The 16,259-nt window shown below is 54.1% G+C and carries 13 protein-coding genes and 1 pseudogene; 11 read left to right on the top strand and 3 right to left on the bottom strand.

The window, feature by feature from the left end; all coding sequences use genetic code 11:
• A pseudogene (locus GA0061070_RS18985) lies at positions 1-328 on the top strand (IS4 family transposase); the annotation flags it as partial.
• A 57-nt stretch (positions 329-385) separates the two neighbouring features.
• Here the strand turns inward: GA0061070_RS18985 and GA0061070_RS18980 are convergent.
• Both GA0061070_RS18980 and mntS read right to left on the bottom strand, forming a co-directional pair.
• Positions 386-1,975 (bottom strand): phosphoethanolamine transferase, encoded by a 1,590-nt coding sequence (locus GA0061070_RS18980; protein WP_090137554.1) that lies wholly within the window; start codon positions 1,973-1,975, stop codon positions 386-388.
• Positions 1,976-2,253: 278 nt separating this feature from the next.
• Complete coding sequence (gene mntS / locus GA0061070_RS18975; RefSeq protein ID WP_090137553.1) at positions 2,254-2,385, bottom strand: manganase accumulation protein MntS; 132 nt, start codon at positions 2,383-2,385, stop codon at positions 2,254-2,256.
• 188 nt (positions 2,386-2,573) lie between these two features.
• Between mntS and mntR the strand changes: the two genes are divergently transcribed.
• From mntR to GA0061070_RS18930, 9 genes are all read left to right on the top strand, one after another.
• The gene (mntR, locus tag GA0061070_RS18970) at positions 2,574-3,044 is read left to right on the top strand and encodes a manganese-binding transcriptional regulator MntR (protein ID WP_090137552.1); all 471 of its coding nucleotides are present in this window, start codon (positions 2,574-2,576) and stop codon (positions 3,042-3,044) included.
• A complete protein-coding gene (locus GA0061070_RS18965) occupies positions 3,041-4,150 on the top strand; it encodes an anion transporter (protein ID WP_090137551.1) in 1,110 nt (369 codons plus the stop codon). The genes mntR and GA0061070_RS18965 overlap by 4 nt, the downstream gene beginning before the upstream one ends.
• Before the next feature lie 101 nt (positions 4,151-4,251).
• Positions 4,252-5,349 (top strand): HlyD family secretion protein, encoded by a 1,098-nt coding sequence (locus GA0061070_RS18960; protein WP_090137550.1) that lies wholly within the window; start codon positions 4,252-4,254, stop codon positions 5,347-5,349.
• The gene (locus tag GA0061070_RS18955; RefSeq protein ID WP_090137549.1) at positions 5,346-6,917 is read left to right on the top strand and encodes a DHA2 family efflux MFS transporter permease subunit; all 1,572 of its coding nucleotides are present in this window, start codon (positions 5,346-5,348) and stop codon (positions 6,915-6,917) included. Before GA0061070_RS18960 ends, GA0061070_RS18955 begins: the two co-directional genes overlap by 4 nt.
• A gap of 1 nt (position 6,918) precedes the next feature.
• Positions 6,919-8,442 carry an efflux transporter outer membrane subunit gene (locus GA0061070_RS18950; RefSeq protein WP_090137548.1) on the top strand — a complete coding sequence of 508 codons (1,524 nt, stop codon included), beginning with the start codon at positions 6,919-6,921 and terminating at the stop codon, positions 8,440-8,442.
• Positions 8,443-8,542: 100 nt separating this feature from the next.
• Positions 8,543-9,580: an aldo/keto reductase gene (locus GA0061070_RS18945; RefSeq protein ID WP_090137547.1), complete on the top strand. Its 1,038-nt coding sequence runs from the start codon at positions 8,543-8,545 to the stop codon at positions 9,578-9,580.
• Between the two features lie 251 nt (positions 9,581-9,831).
• Positions 9,832-11,208, top strand: coding sequence for a glycoside hydrolase family 1 protein (locus tag GA0061070_RS18940; RefSeq protein ID WP_090137546.1), 1,377 nt, complete (start codon positions 9,832-9,834; stop codon positions 11,206-11,208).
• 24 nt (positions 11,209-11,232) lie between these two features.
• The gene (locus tag GA0061070_RS18935) at positions 11,233-12,552 is read left to right on the top strand and encodes a PTS sugar transporter subunit IIC (protein ID WP_090137545.1); all 1,320 of its coding nucleotides are present in this window, start codon (positions 11,233-11,235) and stop codon (positions 12,550-12,552) included.
• A gap of 15 nt (positions 12,553-12,567) precedes the next feature.
• Positions 12,568-13,284: a GntR family transcriptional regulator gene (locus GA0061070_RS18930; RefSeq protein ID WP_090137544.1), complete on the top strand. Its 717-nt coding sequence runs from the start codon at positions 12,568-12,570 to the stop codon at positions 13,282-13,284.
• A gap of 89 nt (positions 13,285-13,373) precedes the next feature.
• Here the strand turns inward: GA0061070_RS18930 and ldtB are convergent, their stop codons facing one another.
• A complete protein-coding gene (gene ldtB, locus GA0061070_RS18925) occupies positions 13,374-14,294 on the bottom strand; it encodes a L,D-transpeptidase (protein WP_090137543.1) in 921 nt (306 codons plus the stop codon).
• A gap of 207 nt (positions 14,295-14,501) precedes the next feature.
• Here ldtB and GA0061070_RS18920 point away from each other — a divergent pair, with 207 nt between their 5' ends.
• A complete protein-coding gene (locus tag GA0061070_RS18920) occupies positions 14,502-16,094 on the top strand; it encodes an ABC-F family ATPase (protein ID WP_090137542.1) in 1,593 nt (530 codons plus the stop codon).
• The last annotated feature ends 165 nt before the right edge of the window (positions 16,095-16,259 follow it).

Below are 16,259 nucleotides of genomic sequence, written 5' to 3'. Positions count from 1 at the left end.
AAAGCCGGAGCTTGTGGAGCAAGAGCTGTGGGGTGTCTTACTGGCTTATAATCTGGTGAGATATCAGATGATTAAAATGGCGGAACATCTGAAAGGTTACTGGCCGAATCAACTGAGTTTCTCAGAATCATGCGGAATGGTGATGAGAATGCTGATGACATTGCAGGGCGCATCACCGGGACGTATACCGGAGCTGATGCGCGATCTTGCAAGTATGGGACAACTTGTGAAATTACCGACAAGAAGGGAAAGGGCCTTCCCGAGAGTGGTAAAGGAGAGGCCCTGGAAATACCCCACAGCCCCGAAAAAGAGCCAGTCAGTTGCTTAACTGACTGGCATTAGCCCACGGTGGGCGGATTTTTTTTGCCTGTAACTCTCTCCACAGTCACTGCTTACTGTGGGTATCAAAAAGATCCGTGCCCAGTTGGTTATAGTCAACTTTCTGTAACTTAAAGTTAGTAATGTAGACTGGCCCGGCTTTTTGCTCAGAGAAAAAGCGGTAAGAATTTTTTATCTCCCCGGCGGTGATCCCGGTCCACTGTGAGAAGAAACTGAGAAAATCATTCGCTGAACGGCGAGCTTTGACGATCCGATGCTTTGTGTCATCGCTGGAGATCACCATAAACGGCACCTGGAAATTCTGCTGGAACTTGTCGGCATGCGCCAGATACTGCGCTTCTCTACCGCGCTCTTTAATTGCCAGACCGTGATCGGAAAAATAGACCATTGAAAAACTGTCGCCGGTATTTACCAACTGGGAATAGAGCTTGCCAAGCAGATCATCTGTCTGCGTGATGGAGTAGAGGTAGCAGGACGTTTCTTTCGATTGTACAAACTCGTTGTATTTACCGCCGGTGCGATCACAGGCCTGCGGGTGCGATCCCATCAGATGCAGAACGATCATCTGCGGCTGCGTGCGCGGCGTTGAAAAGACCTGAGCGGTTAACTTCAGTAGTTCTTCGTCACGGGTGTTTTTATTCGCTTCAAAATCGCCATCTTTCAGGAACTGCACTTCATCGGCGCGCTTCGCAATACTGGCGATCGCCGTATCGTATTCGCCAATTTGCCCCTGATTAGAAAACCACCATGTCTGGAAACCCGCACGATTCGCCAGCGTAACAAAGTTATCCTGATATTGCGGGTTATTATCAACCACCCGGTTTAGCGTCAGACCGAGCGATTTCTGTGTTGAGCCGCTGGCAGACACGTAATCCGTAAAGAAAGTGCCGTTCGCCTGGCTGGCAAAAGGCGTGTTATTCCAGTAACCGCCAAATGCGCCTAACGCATCACGGCGCGCGCTTTCACCAATCACCACCACATAAATATGATATTTCGGTTTGAACGCGCTTATGGTCCAGGTATCTTTCATGCGGGAGAGCTGTGCCATATTCTCCCGTTCAACCACGACCTCATGGTAGTTAAACGCCACGTCGCGCACGAAGCGCAGCACCGGTACGCCGGTATCGATGATCCTGAAGTCATATCCCAGAAAGTGGTTATGTACCGGGCCGATAAAATAAGACGCCACGCAAAACACGGTGCCTACGGTATCCCACTTTATCCACGGCGTCGGCGCGTCAATGATGCGGCGACGCATCGAAATAACGCCCAGAGCGAAGATAAACAGACCGATTGCATAGTGATGCCACGGGAAAATAGTCAGAATTTCCGTCGACTCTTCCATATTGGTCGACAGCAGAGCGAGCAGCGTATTGAAGTTCGGCGCGCCATAGGCCTGACCAAACGGGAAATAACACGCAGCCACCAGAGAGATAATACCGATAAACACTTTCTGCGCGCGCGGCGCATGACGCCATAGCACAATCAGGGCGCAGCTCAGGACAACGGCATACAACACGCTGAATTCGTAACCAAGAGCAAAATTAATCAACATCGACTGGAGGAAATAGAAACCCGTCCACGGATTGACGGTCTGGCTGCGAAACGCAGCGGATTCTTTCAGAATTAGGCTCATTGATAACTATCGCGAAACCGCCATGTGCTCACCCTGGCGTAAGGGTCAAAACCTGCCGGACAGTGCGTGGAGAGGGGATGTGGTCCGCTTCTGTGAGCCGCAATTTGTGCAGGGCAGCGCAAAGATAGAGCGAGGCGCAACGAAGGTCAACACCCGCTAACCAGTTGTTTTGAGAGTGTGATTGCAAATCCAACAAAAATCCGTGGATTCTTAGGGAAAACCTTCAGTATGAAGGGGGACTATGACAGAAAAATGAAGCGGCGTACCGCGACGCCGCATTAGTGGGAAGGTTTGTCCGGGGTCTGCTGAGGTTTGCTATTGATAATATCGCACAGCATATTCAGCAGCATTAAACGGACTTTAAAGGGAGAGTGACTAAACACAATCATGCACCTCTTGAACTCATTCATCGGAACCTCCTTAGGCTTTCGTGGCCCTTCGCTCCGTGAAAGGTGAACGCATTACATACAGATATAGCATGGGCTATGTTTTATAGCTATGGCTAATGCGTTAATTTTTTGTGCTGGTTCACGGATGGTTTACAATGGCGCTTCTCTTATATGATGCAGCACCGCGTCACACTGTCAGAGGAAGCACAATGAACCGTCGCACAGCGAATCCAATAATCAAAAAAGTGACGCTGGTAAATGTTGAAGAGCACGTCGAAGGCTTTCGCCAGGTGCGCGAAGCGCATCGTCGCGAGCTGATTGACGACTACGTTGAACTGATTTCCGATTTAATTCGCGAAGTGGGCGAAGCCCGTCAGGTGGATATGGCGGCGCGTCTTGGCGTTTCGCAGCCTACCGTGGCAAAAATGCTGAAAAAACTGGCAACAGTCGGGTTGATTGAGCAGATCCCGTGGCGCGGTGTTTTTCTGACTCCGGAAGGGGAGAAGCTGGCGCAGGAGAGCCGCGAGCGTCATCAAATCGTGGAAAGTTTTCTGCTGGTGCTTGGCGTCAGCCCGGAGATTGCCCGCCGCGATGCGGAAGGGATGGAGCACCATGTCAGCCAGGAAACCCTCGACTGTTTCCGCCGTTTTACCCTGCAACACGGTCTACCTTCCGAATGAGCATACCGCTGTTTCGCGCACTGGCGCGCGACCATTTTCTCCATCTGCTGTTGATTATTGGCGTTGCGCTCTGCTTCTTCGTCCCATTCGCACCTGCGCGCTGGCCTGGGGCGATTGACTGGCACACCATTATCACTCTGAGTGGGCTGATGCTGCTGACTAAAGGCGTTGAACTTAGCGGCTATTTCGATGTGCTCGGGCGGCGTATGGTGCGTCGTTTTCACAATGAACGCCGCCTGGCGATGTTTATGGTGCTGGCGGCGGCGCTGCTCTCCACCTTCTTAACCAACGATGTGGCGCTGTTTATTGTGGTGCCGCTGACCATTACGCTAAAGAAGCTGTGTGAAATCCCGGTCAACCGGCTGATCATCTTCGAAGCGCTGGCGGTCAATGCCGGTTCGTTGCTGACGCCAATTGGTAACCCGCAAAACATCTTATTATGGGGGCGCTCCGGCCTCTCATTCCCGGCGTTCATCTGGCAGATGACGCCGCTGGCGCTGGCGATGATGGCAACGTTGCTGGCGCTGTGCTGGTTTTGTTTTCCTAATAAAGCCCTCAACTACCACAGCGGTACGCACGCAACAGACTGGCAACCGCGTCTGGTATGGAGTTGCCTCGGGTTTTACCTCGTCTTTATTACTGCGCTGGAGCTAAAGCAGGAGCTGTGGGGGTTGGCGCTGATCGCGGCCGGCTTTCTGCTGCTGGCGCGTCGCGTGGTGCTGAGCGTTGACTGGACATTACTGCTGGTCTTTATTGCCATGTTTATCGATGTGCATCTGCTGATCCAGCTTCCGGCGCTGCACAGCGTGCTGACCAGTACCAGCCAGCTTTCACCTTCTGGCCTGTGGCTTGCGGCCATTGGTTTGTCGCAATTTATCAGTAACGTGCCCGCCACCATTTTGCTGCTTAACTATGTTCCGCCGGATACCTTACTGGCATGGGCGGTGAACGTCGGCGGTTTTGGTTTATTGCCCGGATCGCTGGCCAACCTTATTGCGCTGCGGATGGCGAACGATCGCCGTATCTGGTGGCGCTTTCACCTCTATTCCCTGCCGATGTTGCTGTGGGCTGCGGCCGTCGGATACGGATTACTCTTATTCAGATAGTGCTGATTTGTCAGTTTATCCTGGAAAATGTATAGCGACCGCCTAACTTTAGGTAACGGTGCATCCCTGGCACCGTTACCTGACAGGAGCGTTGCGCTACTATGGCAGAAAACACAACCTCTCCTGACGATGTTCAGGAAAATAATAATGACGACACCCGTAAACGCCCCGGAAAGAAGCCGCTGATTATCCTCGCCATTGTGGTTGGCGTCATGGTGATCGTCGCGCTGGTATGGTGGTTATTAACCCGTAACGAAGAGAGTACCGATGACGCCTTCACCGATGGCGATGTGGTCACTATTGCGCCGAAAGTCGCAGGTTACGTCACCGAGCTGCGAGTCAAAGATAACCAGCGGGTGAAAAAAGGCGATTTGCTGGTGGTTATCGATCCCCGTGATGCGACCGCGCAGCGCGATCAGGCACAGGCGCAGTTAGGGCTGGCAACGGCGCAACTGCACCAGGCGCAGGCGCAACTCGAACTTTCAAAAGTGCAGTATCCCGCACAGCGCGATGAAGCGCAGGCGCAGGTATTGAAAGCGCAAGCGGATCTGGCCAACGCCGAAGCTGCTTACCGCCGTCAGCGCGGCGTCGATCCTCGTGCAACCACGCAGCAAAATATCGACAGCGCCAACGCTCAATTGCGCAGCGCACAGGCGCAGCTTGCCAGTGCCCGCGCCCAGCTAGAAGTGGCGGAGCAGGTGCAACTGCAAATACGCCAGCAGGAGACCAACGTTGAGGCTCGCCAGCAGCAGGTCGCGCAGGCGAAAGCGCAACTGGAAACGGAGGAACTGAATCTCTCGTGGACGGAAGTCCGCGCGCCGTTCGATGGCTTTGTCACCAAACGTAACGTACAAGACGGTACGCTGGTGCAGGCCGGCACGGCGCTATTCTCGCTGGTGTCGCCGGATATCTGGGTGGTAGCCAACTTTAAAGAGTCGCAGCTTGAGCGGATGCGTCCGGGCAATAAAGTGAGCATCAAAGTGGATGCCTGGCCGGATCTGCAACTGGAAGGACACATCGACAGTATCCAGCAGGGTAGCGGTTCGAAATTTGCCGCTTTCCCGTCAGAAAATGCCACCGGGAACTTTGTGAAAATCGTGCAGCGCGTGCCGGTAAAAATCGTCATCGATAAAGGACTGGACGTGAATAAGCCATTGCCGCTGGGTCTCTCCGTCGAACCGAAGGTAACGCTGGAATGACCGATCACAGCCACGAAAACTGGCGACCCGCCAGCAACCCGTGGGCCGTGGCATGGGTGGTTACGCTCGCGGTGTTTATGGAGATCCTCGACACCACGATTGTTAACGTGGCACTGCCGCACGTTGCCGGTTCGCTATCGGCCAGCTATGACGAATCGACATGGGTTTTGACCAGCTATCTGGTGGCGAACGGTATTGTGCTGCCGATTTCGGCCTTTCTCAGCCGGACGTTTGGCCGCAAGCAGTTTTTCCTTATCTGCATTGTGATGTTCACCGTTTGCTCATTTCTCTGTGGCATTGCGACTGAACTGTGGCAAATCATCCTGTTTCGTATTATGCAGGGCTTTTTTGGCGGAGGCTTGCAGCCGACGCAGCAGTCGGTGTTACTGGATTACTTTAAGCCGGAGGATCGCGGCAAGGCGTTTGGTCTGTCGTCGATAGCCATCATTGTCGCGCCGGTAATGGGGCCGACGCTGGGTGGCTGGATCACCGATAACTACTCCTGGCGCTGGGTGTTTTTCATCAATATTCCGGTGGGCATTATCACTGTGCTGGCGATCTACCAGTTGCTGGAAGATCCACCGTGGGAGCGGAAATCGAAGCAAAAACTAACCATCGACTGGCCGGGGATTGGGCTGATTGCGCTGGGGTTGGGCTGCCTGCAAGTGATGCTCGATCGCGGTGAAGACGAAGACTGGTTCGCGTCAGATTTTACCCGCATTTTCGCGGTGCTGACGGCGGTAGGGATTGTCGGCGCAATCTACTGGCTGCTGTACGCCAAAAAACCGGTAGTGGATTTGCGCTGCATGGCGGACAAAAACTTTACCGTCTCCAGCCTGTTGATGGCGGGAATGGCGATGATTCTGTATGGCAGCTCGGTGGTGATCCCGCAACTGGCGCAGCAGGATCTCGGCTATACCGCCACCTGGTCCGGGCTGGTGCTGTCGCCCGGCGCGGTGCTGATTGTGATGACCATTCCGCTGGTATTGAAGCTGATGCCGATAGTGCAGACGCGCTGGATTATCGCCTTCGGTTTTTTCTGCCTCGCCTCCTCGTTCTGGTGGTCGCGTACGCTGACGCCGGATATTGATTTTGAAACGTTAATGCTGTTCCGCAGCGCACAATCTATCGGTCTTGGCTTCCTGTTCGTGCCGCTAACCACTATTGCTTTTATCTCCACGCCACGCGAACTCAATGCGGATGCCGCCGCGTTGTTTACCATGTTCCGTAACGTGGCGGGCTCGATCGGCATTTCGCTCTCCACTGCGGCTATCACGGAGCGCTCGCAGGCGCATATGTCGCATTTGTCGGAACATACCTCCCCGTTTAATGAGCAATTCCAGTTGGCGTTGCGCCAGACTGCCGAGGCGATTCGCAATTTCACCAGTCTGTTGGGCGATCCGCTTTCCAGCGCCAGCGGACAGATGTACAAAGCGATGATCGCCCAGTCGCGTTTCCTTGCGTACATCGATGTTTTCACGATTTTGAGCGTGGTCGCGCTATTACTGATTCCATTTTGTCTATTGCTTTCGCCGATCAAAAGCGAAGGCAGCGCAGGAGCACATTAATATGAGGTGGCGTCGTTTTTCCGTAACCCTGTTATCGCTGTGGCTGACAGGCTGTGCCGTGGGGCCGGATTATCGGCCGCCGCAACCACAAGCCCCCGCACGCTGGAACGATCCGGGAGACCGTGCGGTGAAGTCACAGGTTTCCATGCAGGCGATTAACCCGCGCTGGTGGACTACGTTTCGGTCGCCGCAGCTCAACAGCCTGATTGAGCGGGCGATCGCCGGTAATCTGTCGCTGCAACAAACCGTGCTGCGAATTGCTGGCGCGCGTGAGCAAATCAATCAGGCTGGCGGCGCGTTTCTGCCGTCGGTCAACGGTTCGCTGAAAGTCACGCGTCAGCAACTTGGTCTTGAAGGCGAGCTGAAATCCCATGATGTGTACGGGCAACTGGATAATGCCGATCCGGCTATCAGCAGTGCGCTGGGCGCATTAACCCAGCCTGTGAACCTCTACCAGGGTAGCTTTGATGCGCAGTGGGAGCTGGATCTGTGGGGGAAAGTGCGCCGTCAGGTGGAAGCCGCCTCTGCGCAACAACAGCAGGCAATAGAACAACGTAATGATGCACTGGTGTCTCTGGAAGCGGAAGTGGCGCGCGCCTGGCTGCAACTGCGCGGCGCGCAGGGCATTATCGCGACATTGAATACGCAAATCGACAGCGCGCAGCAGACCTTTACCTTGACGGAGAACCGTCAGAAAGGCGGGTTATCGCCACAGATGGATGTGGAAAATGCCCGGGCGCAGGTCGGTAACCTTGAGGCGCAATTGCCGCAGTACCAGGCACAGGAGCGGCAGGCGATGAACGCACTGGCGATCCTGCTGGGGAAACCGCCGGGCGCGCTGGATGGCGAACTGCGTACCACGCAGCCGCTTCCGGCATTGCCAGAAATTGTGCCAACCGGTATTCCTTCGACGCTGGCGCGCCGTCGTCCTGATGTGCGCGAAGCTGAAGCCAGCCTGCATGCCGCTACGGCGCAGATTGGCGTTTCGGTTGCTGAGTTATTCCCGAGCTTGTCACTGAGCGGTCAGTTTGGCCTGCGTAACAGCGAAACTAACTGGCTGACCGACTGGAGCAGCCACTTCTATAGCATTGGCCCGCAGATTTCGATTCCGATTTTCCAGGGCGGGCGGCTGGTGTCGAGCGTTAAGCTGGCACGTGCGCAGCAGGGCGCGGCGGTGCTCAATTATCGCCAGACGGTACTGAGCGCATTAGGTGATGTGGAAAATGCGTTGGTCAGCTATCGCGCCGATCAGCAACGGGAAGTGGGGCTGGATAAAACAATGAGCGCCCTGCAAAGCGCTTTTGATCTTGCCCGCGATAGCTACCGCAAAGGGATCGCCAGCTTTATTGACGTGCTGGATGCGCAGCGTCAGCTAGCGCAAGCCAGCCAGCAGCGTGAGCAGGCGCGCGTGCAGAGTAGCCTTGATCTTGTGGCGCTGTACAAGGCGATCGGTGGCGGCTGGGAACCGTATCAAAATGTGCAACTGCCTGATTATAAAGTCTTTGGTGATGCGCCTCATGGATAATCAGAGAATTGGGCAAGAAACAGGCAGGATCCTCACATGCCACCTGCCAAAAGATTCCGTATAACTGTTGCGTCAACTAAATCGATGAGGAGACGCCATCATGCGCTATCAAAAATTGGGTAATACCGGACTGTTTGTTTCTGAGTTATGCCTCGGCACCATGACCTTCGGCGGCGAAGGCGGAATGTGGGGCAAAATTGGCCATCTACAGCAGGCGCAGGCGGAGCAGTTGATTGGCCGCGCTCTTGATGCGGGCATTAACTTTATCGATACCGCCAATGTTTACTCTGAAGGGCGCTCGGAAGAGATCACCGGCCAGGCGCTGAAGAACCTGAAAGTCCCGCGCGAGAACGTGATTGTCGCCACTAAAGTGTTTGGTGAAACCGGCACCGCCGGGGTGAACTCGCGAGGCAGTTCGCGCTATCACATTATTAGCAGTGTGAAAGAGAGTCTGCGTCGCTTGCAGCTTGATCATATCGATCTCTACCAACTGCACGGTTTTGATCCGGCTACGCCGATCGAAGAGACACTCTATGCGCTGGATAATCTGGTGCAACACGGGCATGTGCGTTATATCGGCGTCTCTAACTGGGCGGCGTGGCAGATTACCAAGGCGCTGGGGATTTCCGAACGGCTTGGACTAGCACGTTTTGCCTCGTTGCAGGCTTACTACACCATTGCCGGGCGCGATCTGGAACGCGAACTGGTGCCGATGATGCAGAGCGAAGGTGTCGGGTTAATGGTCTGGAGCCCGCTGGCTGGTGGTTTGCTGAGCGGTAAATACGACCGCGATGGCAATGGAGAAGCGGGCGGTCGTCGGCTGGAATTTGATTTTCCGCCAGTGAATAAAGATCGCGCCTTTGATTGCGTGGATGTGATGCGCGCCATTGCCGGGAGCAAAGGCGTTTCGGTAGCGCAAATCGCGCTGGCCTGGCTGCTGCATCAGCCAGTAGTGAGTAGCGTGATCATTGGCGCTAAACGGCAGGAACAACTGGATGACAACCTGGCCGCCACCGCGATTCGCTTAAGTGAAGATGAGCTGCAACAGCTTGATGCCGTAAGCGCGTTGCCGCGCGAGTATCCCGGCTGGATGCTGGAGCGCCAGGGTGAATATCGTCGTAACCAATTAAAATCATAGTTTTTTCTGCTATATCCGGTCCGGTAACGCTGTGCTTACCGGGCCTGGAGTGGCAAAACTCCGCGCTGGATAAGGCGCAACTGTCACCCGATAATGCCCTTCCCTGGACATAATTCCCCCAATTTTGCCGTGCTATCCGGCTATTCTTTCGAAAACCATCACAAATCTGTACATCTCTCTTTGCCCATTTTTTCGTCGTTATCTATATGACTAGTCATATTCATTAAATGACTAGTCATGGAGAAAGTGCGATGAGTAAAACATTACCGGCTGGCTTCTTGTGGGGAAATTCCGTTTCCAGCATGCAGACTGAAGGGGCATGGAATGAGGGCGGAAAAGGGATGTCGGTGTATGACATCCGTGAAGCCAGCGAATTTGCCTCCGACTGGAAAGTCGCCACCGATTCTTACCACCGCTACCGTGAAGATTTCGATCTAATGCAGGATTTGGGCATGAACTGCTATCGCTTCCAGATTGCCTGGAGCCGTGTCTGTCCACAGGGCGACGGTGAGTTCAACGAAGAGGGTATCGCGTTTTACGACCGCTTTATTGACGATCTGCTGGCGCGTGGCATCGAACCGATGGTATGTCTCTACCACTTTGATATGCCGCTGGCACTGGCGCAGCAGTACAACGGTTTTGCCGATCGACATGTGCAGGATGCCTTTGTGCGCTACGGCAAAAAAATGATCGATTGCTTCGGCAGCCGGGTGAAGTTTTGGCTGACCTTCAATGAGCAGAATATTTACCACATGCCAGGTGCGTTCCAGGTGGGCGGCTATCTCAACGGCGGGAAGACCCTGCGCGAGCTGTACCAGATCCAGCATCACGTGATGATGTCGCACGTGCTGCTCACCCACTATCTGCACGAGACGCAACCTGGACGGCTGATGGGCGGCATGCTGGCGCATCAACTGATTTATCCGGCGACCTGTAAGCCGCGCGATGTTTTTTGCGCGATTCAGTATGACGAGTTTCTCAACCAGAATTTGTTGCGGGTGTTTGCCGGGCAGGGCTACAGCCCGGAAGTGCTGGCGGTCATCGATCGTGAAGGTTTCCGCGATATCTATCGCGATGAGGATCTCGCGCAAATCGCCTGCGTGAAAAACGACTTTATGGCGTTTAGCTATTACGCCAGTAAAACTCTCGATAGCGACGCTATTTCGCCAGAAACTCCGGTTAACTACTACCTGCAACAGGGCGATAAAGCCAACCCGTACCTTGACGCTACCGAATGGGGCTGGCAAATCGATCCCCTCGGTTTTCGCGCCATTATCACTCGTTACTACAACGACTGGCGCTTGCCAGTGTTCCCGATTGAAAACGGCATTGGTGTGATTGAGGAGTGGGATGGCATACACCCCATCGATGACGACTATCGCATTGCCTACCACCGTGACCATATCCAGGCGATGCAGGATGCCATTTTCATTGATGGCGCACAGGTGATTGGCTATCTCGGTTGGGGCTTAATCGACATTCTCAGTTCACAAGGCGATATGCGTAAGCGCTACGGCGTGGTGTATGTGAACCGGGAAAACCACGATCTGAAAGATATGAAGCGCGTACCGAAGAAGAGTTATCGCTGGCTGCAACAAGTGATCCGCAGTAACGGGCGCGACATGTAACGCATTGATTGAGAGGACCGTGCTATGTCTGAAACTAAAATCACGCCGAATATGCAGTCATTTGTCGATAAGTTCGTCGATTTTTCCGCCCGCCTGGCAAACCAGGTGCATCTGCGTTCCCTGCGTGACGCCTTTGCGGCGGTGATGCCCATTTTCATCCTTGCCGGATTGGCGGTGCTGATCAACAACGTCATTTTCCCCTGGGTGCTGGAAGGGGAGACACTGGCGCGTTTTAAAGTGTGGGGCGAAGCGGTGATCAACGGAACGTTGAATATTGCCGCGCTACTGATCGCGCCGATGACGGCCTGGTCACTGGCGCGGAATAAGAACTTCGCTAACCCGGTGTCGGCGGTGGTCATTGCACTGTCCAGCTTTATTATCATGATGCCGATGCAACTTGAGGTAGTGCCGGTGGGGGCAAAAGCCACGGTCAGCGTGACGCAGATGCTGGCTTTCACTAACATCGGCTCGACCGGGATTTTTGCCGGGGTGATTATCGGGCTGCTCTCCACCGAGCTGTTTATTCGTGTTGCCAGCGTGAAACGGTTTTCAATTTCACTGGGTGAGAATGTACCTGCGGCAGTAGGGCAATCATTCTCCTCGCTGATCCCGGCCATTATTACCCTGTCGCTGTTTGCCATCGTTGCCGCGCTGCTGGCGAATCTGCTACACACCGATTTGATCCATCTGATCACCACGCTTATCCAGCAACCGCTACGGCAGATCAACACCAGCCTGCCGGGCACACTGTTTATCTATAGCTTCGGCAACTTCCTGTTTACACTGGGCATCCATCAGACGGTGGTCAACGGTGTGATCCTGGAGCCGCTCTTGCTGATCAACACCAACGAAAATATGTTGGCCTTCGCCAACGGGCAGCCGATCCCGCATATTATCAACAATATCTTCGTTCCGACCTTTGGCATGATTGGCGGCACCGGCAGTACTATTTCTTTGCTGCTCGCCATCTTTATCTTTGCAAAACAGCAATCGGCGAAGCAGGTGGCGCGCCTCGCCATTTCGCCAGGGCTGTTCAATATCAACGAGCCAGTGATTTTCGGCTTGCCGATCGTTTTCAACCTGCCGCTGATGATCCCGTTTGTGCTGTTGCCGGCGCTTGGCATCTGGTTTGCCTGGCTCTGCACAACGCTGGGTTGGATGTCGCGCTGCGTGGTGATGATCCCATGGACTACACCGCCGATTCTCAGCGCCTGGCTGGCGACGGCGGGCGACTGGCGGGCGGTGGTGGTGCAGTTGATCATCATTGTCTTTGGTGTATTCTTTTACCTGCCTTTCCTCAAAATTTCCGAGAGAGTGGCCTTAAAAAACAATGGGATACAATAATTACAGAGAAGGGCTATGGTGGCAAAATACATCACGATTGCGCGCGAGATTAAGCGGCGCATTCTTAGCCAGCACTACGCTGCCAGCGCACCGTTACCGGATCAATTTGCGTTGGCGGCAGAGTTTAATACCAGCCGGATGACCATCCAGCAGGCAATGCGCCAACTGATTGTTGAAGGGCTGGTCTATACCCGCCAGGGGCAGGGCACATTCATCCGCAAAAACTTTCTTCAGTTGTCGCGCTGGGATCTGCCCGGTAGCGACTATTTTGGTGCCACCAAAACCTGGGAGAGCGTTGGCGAGGTGACGAGTAAAATCATCCGCTTCGAACTGCGTTTTCCCAGTGAGAAAGAGCAGGCATCACTGCTGGTGGGGCCGGACGATCCGGTATACGACTTTATCCGTCTGCGTATGCTGGAAGGTGAGCCGATGTCGCTGGAGTTTACGCTGATGCCGGTTAATCTGGTGCCGGGGCTGAATCGCGGTCATCTGGAAAGCTCCGTCTTTCGCTATGTGCAGGAAGAGCTGGCGCTGAAAATCATGGGTTCGTATCGCATTGTGCGCGCGCTGAAACCCTGGGCGGAGGATAAACAATATTTGAATTGTGAAGAGACCGATCCGGTGCTGGAAGTGGAGCAGGTTATTTATCTGGAAGACGGCACGCCGCTGGAGTACGCCCACTGCCATTATCGCTACGATCACGGCGGGGTCATTGTGGTCAATCACGGGTGATTTTTTTGCCGGATGTGGCTGACGCCTTATCCGGCCTGGGCGTTTTATAGGCCCGGTAAGCGTAGCGCCACCGGGCATTAAACCGCTGATTAGTTCAGACGTACCGGCATACCGGAGCGGTTCTGCAGCGCTTGATCAACAATGTTCGAATCCACATCAGACTGGCTGGTGACGGTCTGTACCGCTTTGGTCAGCGCGATCGGCACGATTTCGCCGCCAGTGAACTGCGCTTCCGTGGTGGACAGCGGGTTGTGAACTTCGATATAGCGGCTGCCATCCGGCTCGGTGGTCGCTTTTACTGGCTCATCAATGAACTGTACGCGGGTGTCGACTGGCACGTTTTCGAACAGGAATTTAATGTCGTCGTTACGCAGACGCACACAGCCGTGGCTTACGCGCAGGCCGATACCGAAGTTGGCGTTGGTGCCGTGGATCGCGTACAGACGGCCAATATAGAGCGCATACAGACCCATCGGGTTGTCCGGGCCTGCCGGGACTACTGCTGGCAGCGGTTGACCTGCTGCAATGTATTCCTCATGCATTTTCGCGGTCGGTGTCCACGTTGGGCCAGCTTTCTTACGTTCAACTTTGGTGGTCCAGGCGATCGGGGTATCTTTCCCGAGCTGGCCGATACCGATAGGCAGTACGATCACCGTATGGGTGCCTTTCGGGTAGTAATAGAGACGCATTTCTGCACTGTTGATAACGATGCCTTCATGAACGGTATCCGGCAGGATCAACTGCTGCGGAACGTTCATTACCGTGCCGCCTTTCGGCAGGTAGGCGTCGATGCCCGGGTTGGCTTCCAGCATGTTGGACAGACCCATCTGATATTCAGCGGCGTAGTATTCCAGAGGCTGAGTATTGCCTTCCGGGATAGTGACGACCTGGTTCTGACCAACAAGACGGCTACCGTCTGTCGGCAGCGGATAAGTTACAGCAGACGCGTTATTGCAAAATCCCACGACAGCTAAAGCCGCCGCGAAAAGAGTTTTTATTTTCATGTTCATTTTGTGCGAGATTTTTGCCACACAGGCCGTTGGGTTGAGAATGCAGGAAGCGGATTATATGTGCATTCCGGCTTTCAGGGAATTCAGATGTGTACGAAATCACACTTTTTTCCCTTTACTTGCATTTTAGTGGTCTGACAGCGGACAGGAAACTAATTCGGAATTGTGGCATAATAGGGTGTTTGTCACATATTTCAGGATACCTCTGTGTTAGTCACCAGCAACGTCACCATGCAATTCGGCAGCAAGCCGCTGTTCGAAAATATTTCCGTTAAATTCGGCGGCGGCAACCGTTATGGCCTGATCGGCGCTAACGGGAGCGGAAAATCCACCTTTATGAAGATCCTCGGCGGTGATTTAGAACCGACGCTGGGGAACGTCTCTCTCGATCCAAACGAGCGTATCGGTAAACTGCGCCAGGATCAGTTTGCCTTTGAAGAGTTCAGTGTCCTCGACACGGTGATCATGGGCCACGCAGAACTGTGGGACGTGAAACAGGAGCGCGATCGCATCTACGGCCTGGCTGAGATGAGCGAAGAAGACGGCTATAAAGTGGCCGATCTTGAAGTGCTGTACGGCGAAATGGATGGCTACTCCGCTGAAGCGCGCGCGGGCGAACTGCTGCTCGGCGTTGGGATTCCGGTTGAACAACACTATGGCCCGATGAGCGAAGTGGCGCCAGGCTGGAAGCTGCGTGTGTTGCTGGCGCAGGCGCTGTTCGCTAACCCGGACATTCTGCTGCTCGATGAACCGACCAACAACCTGGACATCGATACCATTCGCTGGCTGGAACAGGTGCTGAACGAGCGTGACAGCACTATGATCATCATTTCGCACGACCGTCACTTCCTCAACATGGTGTGTACCCACATGGCGGATCTCGACTACGGCGAGCTACGCGTTTACCCGGGTAACTATGATGAGTATATGACCGCGGCAACTCAGGCGCGCGAACGTCTGCTGGCGGATAACGCCAAGAAGAAAGCGCAAATCGCCGAGCTGCAATCCTTTGTCAGCCGCTTTAGCGCCAACGCCTCGAAATCTCGCCAGGCAACGTCCCGCGCCCGCCAGATTGATAAGATCAAACTGGATGAGGTGAAAGCTTCCAGCCGTCAGAACCCGTTTATCCGCTTCGAGCAGGACAAGAAACTGTTCCGTAATGCGCTGGAAGTGGAGCAACTGGCCAAAGGCTTTGATAACGGCCCGCTGTTTAAAAACCTCAATCTGCTACTGGAAGTGGGCGAGAAGGTAGCGGTACTCGGTACTAACGGCGTGGGTAAATCCACCCTGCTGAAAACGCTGGTCGGCGATCTGCAAGCGGATAACGGAACGGTGAAATGGTCTGAAAATGCCAGCATCGGTTATTACGCGCAGGATCATGCCGCAGACTTTGATAACGATCTGACCGTCTTCGACTGGATGAGCCAGTGGAAACAGGAAGGCGATGATGAGCAGGCGGTGCGTAGTATTCTCGGTCGTTTGCTGTTCAGCCAGGACGATATCAAGAAACCGGCGAAGGTGCTTTCCGGTGGTGAGAAGGGCCGTATGCTATTCGGTAAGCTGATGATGGAAAAACCGAATATTCTGGTGATGGATGAACCGACCAACCACCTCGATATGGAATCCATTGAGTCGCTGAATATGGCACTGGAGATGTATCAGGGCACGCTGATCTTCGTTTCTCACGACCGTGAATTCGTAAGCTCGCTGGCAACCCGTGTGATTGAGATTACGCCGCAGCGCGTGGTGGATTTCACCGGTAATTATGAAGATTATCTGCGCAGCCAAGGTATCGAATAAATTTACCGTCGTCTTTCACGTTGCAGGTGTGTTGGCTGCACCTTCGTACCCCGGTCACTTACTTTAGTAAGCTCCCGGGGATACTCAGGCTTGCCGCCTTCCTGCAACGCGAAATACTTAGGTAAATTATGATGCGTTATAGGCCGGATTAGCACAGTGAAACTG

It is taken from the genome of Kosakonia oryziphila, assembly GCF_900094795.1.
GTDB classification, from domain to species: Bacteria; Pseudomonadota; Gammaproteobacteria; order Enterobacterales; family Enterobacteriaceae; genus Kosakonia; species Kosakonia oryziphila.
Note: the sequence above shows the minus strand (reverse complement) of the source record. Positions and strands in the feature narration are given on the sequence as shown.

Excerpts from the sequence above, each read along its gene's own strand:
- mntS (WP_090137553.1), bottom strand. The coding sequence starts at position 2,385 with ATGAATGAGTTCAAGAGGTGCATGATTGTGTTTAGTCACTCTCCCTTT.
- GA0061070_RS18935 (WP_090137545.1), top strand. The coding sequence starts at position 11,233 with ATGTCTGAAACTAAAATCACGCCGAATATGCAGTCATTTGTCGATAAG.
- GA0061070_RS18945 (WP_090137547.1), top strand. The coding sequence starts at position 8,543 with ATGCGCTATCAAAAATTGGGTAATACCGGACTGTTTGTTTCTGAGTTA.
- mntR (WP_090137552.1), top strand. The coding sequence starts at position 2,574 with ATGAACCGTCGCACAGCGAATCCAATAATCAAAAAAGTGACGCTGGTA.
- GA0061070_RS18980 (WP_090137554.1), bottom strand. The coding sequence starts at position 1,975 with ATGAGCCTAATTCTGAAAGAATCCGCTGCGTTTCGCAGCCAGACCGTC.
- GA0061070_RS18965 (WP_090137551.1), top strand. The coding sequence starts at position 3,041 with ATGAGCATACCGCTGTTTCGCGCACTGGCGCGCGACCATTTTCTCCAT.
- ldtB (WP_090137543.1), bottom strand. The coding sequence starts at position 14,294 with ATGAACATGAAAATAAAAACTCTTTTCGCGGCGGCTTTAGCTGTCGTG.
- GA0061070_RS18950 (WP_090137548.1), top strand. The coding sequence starts at position 6,919 with ATGAGGTGGCGTCGTTTTTCCGTAACCCTGTTATCGCTGTGGCTGACA.
- GA0061070_RS18940 (WP_090137546.1), top strand. The coding sequence starts at position 9,832 with ATGAGTAAAACATTACCGGCTGGCTTCTTGTGGGGAAATTCCGTTTCC.
- GA0061070_RS18930 (WP_090137544.1), top strand. The coding sequence starts at position 12,568 with ATGGTGGCAAAATACATCACGATTGCGCGCGAGATTAAGCGGCGCATT.
- GA0061070_RS18960 (WP_090137550.1), top strand. The coding sequence starts at position 4,252 with ATGGCAGAAAACACAACCTCTCCTGACGATGTTCAGGAAAATAATAAT.
- GA0061070_RS18955 (WP_090137549.1), top strand. The coding sequence starts at position 5,346 with ATGACCGATCACAGCCACGAAAACTGGCGACCCGCCAGCAACCCGTGG.